The 2,690-nt window shown below is 72.9% G+C and carries 5 protein-coding genes; 4 read left to right on the plus strand and 1 reads right to left on the minus strand.

Annotated features, from left to right (window positions below):
- The first annotated feature begins 66 nt into the window (after nucleotides 1-66).
- Nucleotides 67-582 (plus strand): GNAT family N-acetyltransferase, encoded by a 516-nt coding sequence (locus WAS25_RS06885; protein ID WP_422310779.1) that lies wholly within the window; start codon nucleotides 67-69, stop codon nucleotides 580-582.
- A 48-nt stretch (nucleotides 583-630) separates the two neighbouring features.
- Entirely contained in the window at nucleotides 631-1,071 is a 441-nt protein-coding gene (locus WAS25_RS06890; protein ID WP_422310780.1) for a carboxypeptidase-like regulatory domain-containing protein, read from the plus strand.
- Between the two features lie 7 nt (nucleotides 1,072-1,078).
- Here the strand turns inward: WAS25_RS06890 and WAS25_RS06895 are convergent, their stop codons facing one another.
- On the minus strand, nucleotides 1,079-1,780 hold the full coding sequence (locus WAS25_RS06895) for a hypothetical protein (RefSeq protein WP_422310781.1): 702 nt from the start codon (nucleotides 1,778-1,780) through the stop codon (nucleotides 1,079-1,081).
- A gap of 106 nt (nucleotides 1,781-1,886) precedes the next feature.
- Here WAS25_RS06895 and WAS25_RS06900 point away from each other — a divergent pair, with 106 nt between their 5' ends.
- Together WAS25_RS06900 and WAS25_RS06905 are read left to right on the plus strand one after the other, a co-directional pair.
- Entirely contained in the window at nucleotides 1,887-2,399 is a 513-nt protein-coding gene (locus WAS25_RS06900) for a shikimate kinase (protein ID WP_422310782.1), read from the plus strand.
- 6 nt (nucleotides 2,400-2,405) lie between these two features.
- The coding region (locus tag WAS25_RS06905; protein ID WP_422310783.1) for a hypothetical protein at nucleotides 2,406-2,690 on the plus strand (285 nt) is incomplete at its 3' end.

The following is a 2,690-nucleotide window of genomic DNA, read 5'->3' on the forward strand; positions in this document are numbered from 1 at the left end:
CTCCTGGCCCGGGTGGGCCGGGCGCTGGGTTCGATCTTCACGCGCCGCTGATCCGGAGGGGAGCCCTTGCCCAGCCTGCGCCCCGTCCCCACCGCCGAGCCGGCCCTGCTGGACCCCCTCTGCGACCTGCTCATCGACGCCGTGCACGGCGGCGCCTCGGTGGGGTTCCTGGCACCGCTGTCCCGGGACCGCGCGGCCCACTACTGGACACAGGTGCTCAAGGGCCTGGACCAGGGCCTGCGGCTCTGGGTGGCCGAGGCGGAAGGCCGGGTGGTGGGCTCGGTGCAGCTCGCGCTGAATCCGCGGGAGAATGGCCTCCACCGGGCCGAGGTGCAGAAGCTGCTGGTGCTCGGCGCCTTCCAGGGCCGGGGCCTGGCCGGGCGGCTCATGGCCGAGGTGGAGGCCGCCACGCGGGCGGAAGGCCGCACCCTGCTGGTGCTGGACACCCTGGCCGGGACGCGCTCCGAGGCCATCTACCAGCACCTGGGCTGGCAGCGGGTGGGCGAGATCCCCGAGTTCGCCGCCGCTCCCGACGGGCAGCTCCATCCCACGGTGGTGTTCTACAAGCGCTTGGAACCCTGAACCCTGTCACGACCGGGGCCGTCTGCGCCTCCTAGGTTCAGGTGACCCATGCCCGCTGCCGCGATTCTGCTCTGCCTCCTGCTCCAGTCTGCGCCGGAGCCCCTGCCCGTGCGGCCGGTGATCTCGCAGACCGAGGGCGGCCTGAAGGCGGAGGTGCGGGACCGCCAGGGCACGCCGGTGCCGGGCGTGCGGGTGCTGCTAAGGCACTTGGATGGCCGGACCTGGGCGGCGACCACCAACGCGCAGGGCCAGTGCCAGGCCGGGGGCCTGTCGCCCGGCGAGTACCGGGTGGAGCTGCGCAAGGAGGGCCACCCCAGCGCGGTGTACCCGCGGCTGCTGATCCGCGCGAATGCCTGGCTGCTGGGCGCGCCGCCCCTGCCGGAGCTGCGGGGACCGCGCCTGCGCCTGGCGGGTCTGCCCACCTACGAAGAAGCTCCGGCGCCCATCGTCCCCCTGCGCCGGGAGCCGGGGAAGATCCCCATGCACTGAAGCCGGGTCACTGCACCGGCAGAGGCAGGTCCAAGGTGGCACCCTCGGCCAGGGTGATGGTGGCCTTGGCCGTGCCAACGACGGGGTGCGTGCCGGTGGTCTCGCTGCGCCACAAGGAGAGCGTGTAGGCGCCCGGCGGCTGGCTGCTGAACAGCACGGTCTCCAGGCCCGCGACCACCGCGGGCTTGAGGCTGGCGATGGGCAGGCTGTATTCGACTCCGTCCACCAGCAGGAGCTGTTCCAGCAGCAGGGCGTCCTCCTGCTGGGCGCCGTGGGCGGGCGTGATGGCCACGGTCAGGGTGGCGGGCGCCGTGGCCGTCAGGTCCAGGTCCTGGCCCGCCACCAGCATGCCCGGGGTGCTCAGCTCGAACTCCGGACCCAGGCGAGGCAGGAAGACGGTGGGGCCCACCTGGGCGCGCACGAGGAGCCGATGCCGGCCCACGGTGGCCTTGATCTCAAAAGTGCCGTCGGCGCGGGAACGGCCCTTCGCCTGGACGAAGATGCCCGGGTGCGCGGGATCATAGACGCTCAGGGTGACCACGCACACCTCAGCCCCCACCACGGGTTGCCCCTGCGCGTCCACCAGGCGGCCCTGCACGGTGCCGGAGGGTGGCTGTGTGCAGCCGCAGTCCCCATGCGGGGAGCAGCCCAGCACCGCCAGTAGGAGGCCACAGCCGAGCAGGAGGGAGCGCAGGACGGATGAATGCATGGGGCCTCGCCGTCCACGGACCCGGGGACGGGGCCAGAATACCCGATCACCAGCTATCCTTTGCGCCCTGTGGGGTAGCCTGGATGTTGACCGGCGAAGGATCCCCATGCGCGTCGCAATCCTCGGCAACTCGGGCTCGGGCAAATCCACGCTGGCCCAGCGTCTGGCCGCGCGCACCGGCGCCCCGGCCCTGGACCTGGACACCTTCGCCTGGGAGCCAGGCCAGGTGGCGGTCCCACTGGATCCGGCCCGGGCCGCCGCCGACGTGGCGACCTTCTGCGCAGCGCACGGAGCCTGGATCATCGAGGGCTGCTACGGGGAGCTGATCCGCGCCACCCTCGCACACCGCCCCATCCTCGTGTTCCTGGAGCCCGGCGTGGAGACCTGCCTGGAGCACTGCCGCGCCCGCCCCTGGGAGCCGCACAAGTACGCTTCCAAGGCCGAGCAGGACGCGAAGCTGGCCTTCCTGCTGGACTGGGTGCGGGCCTACGACATCCGGGAGGGTGAGCTGTCGCTGGCGGCCCACCAGGCACTCTTCGAGGGCTACGATGGCCCCAAGCGGAGGCTCACGGAGCCGCCGGACGCAGCCACCCTCGCGGCCCTGCTGGGCGAAGGCTGAGCCCCCATGACGGACACCTTCCATGCGCGGCTCCTGACCCTCTCCGAAGCCGAGCTTCGGCAGGTCCTCGCGCACATCGAGGGCTATCGCACCGAGGCCGTGGAGGCCGCCCTGGCGGAGCTGGCGCGGCGCGGCCTGGCCCTCACTGAGGGGGAGCGGGCGCGCATCCGGCAGGGTCTGGCGCAGCGTGACGCCACGGACGAAGCGCACCTGCGCTGCGGCTTCGTGGCGCGGCTCGGCGAGAGCCTCCCCGCCCGCCTGGCCCGCATCCGCCAGCTCACGGCCCTGCTG

The sequence above is a fragment of the Geothrix sp. genome, from assembly GCF_049292215.1.
Lineage (GTDB): Bacteria > Acidobacteriota > Holophagae > Holophagales > Holophagaceae > Geothrix.

Excerpts from the sequence above, each read along its gene's own strand:
- WAS25_RS06890 (WP_422310780.1), top strand. The coding sequence starts at position 631 with ATGCCCGCTGCCGCGATTCTGCTCTGCCTCCTGCTCCAGTCTGCGCCG.
- WAS25_RS06895 (WP_422310781.1), bottom strand. The coding sequence starts at position 1,780 with ATGCATTCATCCGTCCTGCGCTCCCTCCTGCTCGGCTGTGGCCTCCTA.
- WAS25_RS06900 (WP_422310782.1), top strand. The coding sequence starts at position 1,887 with ATGCGCGTCGCAATCCTCGGCAACTCGGGCTCGGGCAAATCCACGCTG.